This is a genomic window from Streptococcus sp. 2100, from assembly GCF_013276335.1.
Classification (GTDB): domain Bacteria; phylum Bacillota; class Bacilli; order Lactobacillales; family Streptococcaceae; genus Streptococcus; species Streptococcus pseudopneumoniae.
Genome location: NZ_VMKV01000044.1, coordinates 1 through 3772 on the forward strand (window position 1 = coordinate 1; position 3772 = coordinate 3772).

Here is a 3772-nt window from a genome sequence, read left to right on the forward strand (position 1 = left end):
ATAGGGAAGTCGCTTAGCTCTAGGGAGTTTAGCTCAGCTGGGAGAGCATCTGCCTTACAAGCAGAGGGTCAGCGGTTCGATCCCGTTAACTCCCAAAGGTCCCGTAGTGTAGCGGTTATCACGTCGCCCTGTCACGGCGAAGATCGCGGGTTCGATTCCCGTCGGGACCGTTTAAGGTAACGCAAGTTATTTTAGACTCGTTAGCTCAGTTGGTAGAGCAATTGACTTTTAATCAATGGGTCACTGGTTCGAGCCCAGTACGGGTCATATCTGCGGGTTTGGCGGAATTGGCAGACGCACCAGATTTAGGATCTGGCGCTTAACGGCGTGGGGGTTCAAGTCCCTTAACCCGCATTGAGATATAATAGATGAGCCGGCTTAGCTCAGTTGGTAGAGCATCTGATTTGTAATCAGAGGGTCGCGTGTTCAAGTCATGTAGCCGGCATTTTTAGATAGAAGAAAATAGTGCGAACGTAGTTCAGTGGTAGAACACCACCTTGCCAAGGTGGGGGTCGCGGGTTCGAATCCCGTCGTTCGCTTAGAGAGGCCGGGGTGGCGGAACTGGCAGACGCACAGGACTTAAAATCCTGCGATTGGTAACGATCGTACCGGTTCGATTCCGGTCTTCGGCATAATATAATGAGCACCCTTAGCTCAACTGGATAGAGTACCTGACTACGAATCAGGCGGTTAGAGGTTCGACTCCTCTAGGGTGCATTTTTCTATTTAACTCGGGAAGTAGCTCAGCTTGGTAGAGTACTTGGTTTGGGACCAAGGTGTCGCAGGTTCGAATCCTGTCTTCCCGATTCATGGCGGTGTAGCTCAGCTGGCTAGAGCGTCCGGTTCATACCCGGGAGGTCGGGGGTTCGATCCCCTTCGCCGCTATAATGATCTTGTCGGACCTTTAGCTCAGCTGGTTAGAGCTCTCGGCTCATAACCGAGTGGTCGTAGGTTCAAGTCCTACAAGGTCCATTTGAATATTGGAGGATTACCCAAGTCCGGCTGAAGGGAACGGTCTTGAAAACCGTCAGGCGTGTAAAAGCGTGCGTGGGTTCGAATCCCACATCCTCCTTTTTTATTAACGCGGGATGGAGCAGCTCGGTAGCTCGTCGGGCTCATAACCCGAAGGTCGTAGGTTCAAATCCTGCTCCCGCAATAAGGCTCGGTAGCTCAGTTGGTAGAGCAATGGATTGAAGCTCCATGTGTCGGCGGTTCGATTCCGTCTCGCGCCATTTTATTGATAGTATTTATGCGGGTGTAGTTTAGTGGTAAAACTACAGCCTTCCAAGCTGTTGTCGCGAGTTCGATTCTCGTCACCCGCTTTGAACTTTGTTCAAATTACCAAGTTTTTTAACTTGGGCGCGTAGCTCAGGTGGTTAGAGCGCACGCCTGATAAGCGTGAGGTCGGTGGTTCGAGTCCACTCGTGCCCATTAATTGGAGAATTACTCAAGAGGCTGAAGAGGACGGTTTGCTAAATCGTTAGGTCGGGTAACTGGCGCAAGGGTTCGAATCCCTTATTCTCCGTTTTAATGAGAGTTTGTAACTCTCTTTTTCATTTGGCTCTTTGTCAACTGTAGTGGGTTGAAGTCAGCTAAGCTCGAGAAAGGACAAATTTCGTCCTTTCTTTTTTGATGTTCAGAGCCTAAAAATCCGTTTTTTGAAGTTTTCAGGCTCTTTGTCAACTGTAGTGGGTTGAAGAAAAGCTAAAATCTTTATATATTGTCGATTTTATGGTTGTTCTAATTTATTATTACTTCCAACTCTTGAGAGAAATTTCTCCGCTATTGAGCCAGATTTCTTTTCCGTTATCACATTGCACCAAAAGTTTTCCACTTTCAGAGATGTCTTTAGCAAGTCCCTTGTAGTCTTTTTGATCTAGTGTGAAAGTAACTTCTTTTCCAAGAACGAATGACTGTTTTTTATATAGGTATAATAACTCATCTGCTGGTGTTTCGAAGAAAGCACGCCAGATTTCTATGATTAATTCATTCCTTGTTATTGGAGCTGTAGTTTTAAATAAGCTAGCAGCTTTTTCTTTTAATTCCTGAGGGAAGTCTTTAATAGTGAAATTGATACCTACTCCAATAATGATATCTGTGACTAAGCCTGTTTCTACAGAGGTCATTGCTTCAGTGAGAATTCCTCCAATTTTATGATTGTTTAGGTAGATATCATTGACCCATTTTATGTCGACATCTATTAAAGTTAGGTTCTTAATGGCTTTGTAGACAGCTCCAGCTACAAGTAGTGTGTAGGACGGTAATTTGTCATAGGGAAGATTTGGTTTAAGATGGAGGGTCATATAAATGCCACCTTGAGGAGAGTAGAAGGAGCGTTGAAAACGGCCACGCCCTGCTATTTGATAGGAAGCTAGATAGAGGGTGTTTGCTTCATAGCCTAAATCAATTGCTTCTTTTGCATCGAGTTGTGTTGATTTTGTTTCGGGTTTAAAACTGATTTTAATTGGAAGATTTTCTTCTAGAATCTCTGGAAGAATAAGGTCACCATTCATCAGTTTATATCCTTTGTTTTTGATACTATCAATTTCAATGCCTTCTTGTTCTAGGCGCCTGATGGCTTTCCAAATTGATGTTCGGGTCAGTGATAGTTCTTCTGCAATCTTTTCTCCGCTGATATAGTCGTTTTCTTTAGCTAGAATCTGATAGACAGCTTGGTAGGATTTCATAGTGTTGCCTTTCTCACTAGTTGGTATTGAGAGGATTCTTTTCTTGTATGACTTGGGGTCTGATTTAAGTATTGTTTATAAGCTTTTGAAAAATGGAGTGGATCTGAAAAACCTACCGAATATGCAATTACCTTGATGGACTCTTGGGTATTTTCGAGAAGTTGTTTAGCTCGGTGCATTCGAACGTAGAGTAGGTATTCTTTGGGTGATAAGGTATTAAATTCTTTGAATACGCTTGATAAGTAGCTTCTGTGAACGGATAGTTCTTTTGTTAAATCTTGAATTGTAAGTGATTGAGGATAGTGGCTATCAATTAATCGTTTGCATTCAAGATAGAGTTGGTAGGTTGATGAAATATTCTTTTTTCTGATTGGGAGCAATAGTTCCCAGATGAAACATCAGTTCATGGAGTTGTCCCATGATATGGAGTTGAGCTAATTCATTGGATTTTGTAATCTGAGCGAAGCGAACAATGTCTGAGATGAGTTTTGCAGTAGTCTGGGTATGACAAGTTTCAGATTGGATGAGATAGGATTGATCAGAAATTTGAGAAAGAGCAAAAAAATCAGGAGCTTTCCCTCCAGTGATTCCTAACCAGTAGTAGGCCCAAGGTTCTTTACTATCTGCTTGATATAGTTATTTAGTTTTAAAAAAGCGTTCCAAACATTCAAAAATAGTTGGGACTTCCCTTAATAAATCTGTTACTTTCTTTTTCAAGATAGCCCAAGCTTGCTCAATAGGATTCAAATCTGGTGAATAAGGCGGTAGAGGTAAGAAAAAGTGTTTATCTTGGATGCAGAGTTCATCCAAAATGTTCTTGGGATCAAAACTAGCATTGTCCATGATAATAACATGAGGTGTCTTCAAAGCAGGCAGGAGTTGCGTTTTGAACCACTCCCCAAAGAAATCGCTTGTCCTGCTGTTCTTGTAAATCATGGGAGCTATAAACTCTCCGTCTACTTGTCCTGCAACAATTGAAGTTCGCTCAAAACGACGTCCGCTAATCTTTTCATAGACTTTCTCCCCTTTAGGAGCCCCTGCATAAGGACGATAGAGGTAGCGGTCGATTCCTGTTTCATCAATAT

Annotated in this window: 2 protein-coding genes, 17 tRNA genes and 1 pseudogene; 17 read left to right on the forward strand and 3 right to left on the reverse strand. The window is 42.9% G+C overall.

The features are described from left to right. The first annotated feature begins 22 nt into the window (after positions 1–22). The 17 genes from HT669_RS07170 to HT669_RS07250 all read left to right on the forward strand — a co-directional run bounded on the left by HT669_RS07170 (position 23) and on the right by HT669_RS07250 (position 1525). Positions 23–95: transfer RNA gene (locus HT669_RS07170), tRNA-Val, on the forward strand. Positions 96–97: 2 nt separating this feature from the next. Beyond that, positions 98–170, forward strand: a tRNA-Asp gene (locus HT669_RS07175). A 24-nt stretch (positions 171–194) separates the two neighbouring features. Then, a tRNA-Lys gene (locus tag HT669_RS07180) sits at positions 195–267 on the forward strand. A 5-nt stretch (positions 268–272) separates the two neighbouring features. Beyond that, positions 273–354 (forward strand) — tRNA-Leu (locus HT669_RS07185). A gap of 18 nt (positions 355–372) precedes the next feature. Then, positions 373–445: transfer RNA gene (locus HT669_RS07190), tRNA-Thr, on the forward strand. A gap of 22 nt (positions 446–467) precedes the next feature. Beyond that, positions 468–539, forward strand: a tRNA-Gly gene (locus tag HT669_RS07195). 7 nt (positions 540–546) lie between these two features. Beyond that, positions 547–632: transfer RNA gene (locus tag HT669_RS07200), tRNA-Leu, on the forward strand. An 11-nt stretch (positions 633–643) separates the two neighbouring features. Beyond that, a tRNA-Arg gene (locus HT669_RS07205) sits at positions 644–717 on the forward strand. Between the two features lie 15 nt (positions 718–732). Beyond that, positions 733–806: transfer RNA gene (locus HT669_RS07210), tRNA-Pro, on the forward strand. A gap of 5 nt (positions 807–811) precedes the next feature. Further along, positions 812–885: transfer RNA gene (locus HT669_RS07215), tRNA-Met, on the forward strand. A gap of 13 nt (positions 886–898) precedes the next feature. After that, positions 899–972 (forward strand) — tRNA-Ile (locus HT669_RS07220). Positions 973–982: 10 nt separating this feature from the next. Continuing rightward, positions 983–1072 (forward strand) — tRNA-Ser (locus HT669_RS07225). Positions 1073–1082: 10 nt separating this feature from the next. Further along, a tRNA-Met gene (locus HT669_RS07230) sits at positions 1083–1156 on the forward strand. A gap of 3 nt (positions 1157–1159) precedes the next feature. Next, positions 1160–1232: transfer RNA gene (locus tag HT669_RS07235), tRNA-Phe, on the forward strand. 19 nt (positions 1233–1251) lie between these two features. Further along, positions 1252–1322: transfer RNA gene (locus HT669_RS07240), tRNA-Gly, on the forward strand. 35 nt (positions 1323–1357) lie between these two features. Next, positions 1358–1431 (forward strand) — tRNA-Ile (locus tag HT669_RS07245). 6 nt (positions 1432–1437) lie between these two features. After that, a tRNA-Ser gene (locus tag HT669_RS07250) sits at positions 1438–1525 on the forward strand. A 226-nt stretch (positions 1526–1751) separates the two neighbouring features. Here HT669_RS07250 and birA read toward each other — a convergent pair. From birA to HT669_RS07265, 3 genes and pseudogenes are all read right to left on the reverse strand, one after another. Next, complete coding sequence (gene birA, locus HT669_RS07255) at positions 1752–2687, reverse strand: bifunctional biotin--[acetyl-CoA-carboxylase] ligase/biotin operon repressor BirA (protein ID WP_050223738.1); 936 nt, start codon at positions 2685–2687, stop codon at positions 1752–1754. Beyond that, a pseudogene (locus HT669_RS07260) lies at positions 2684–3320 on the reverse strand (AraC family transcriptional regulator); the annotation flags it as partial. The gene birA and the pseudogene HT669_RS07260, both read right to left, overlap by 4 nt. A 3-nt stretch (positions 3321–3323) precedes the next feature. Next, positions 3324–3772: transposase (locus HT669_RS07265; RefSeq protein ID WP_172933668.1), on the reverse strand; the 449-nt coding region annotated here is incomplete at its 5' end.

What these genes read in the sequence shown, in the direction of transcription:
- birA (WP_050223738.1), bottom strand. Translation starts at nt 2,687, where the DNA reads ATGAAATCCTACCAAGCTGTCTATCAGATTCTAGCTAAAGAAAACGAC.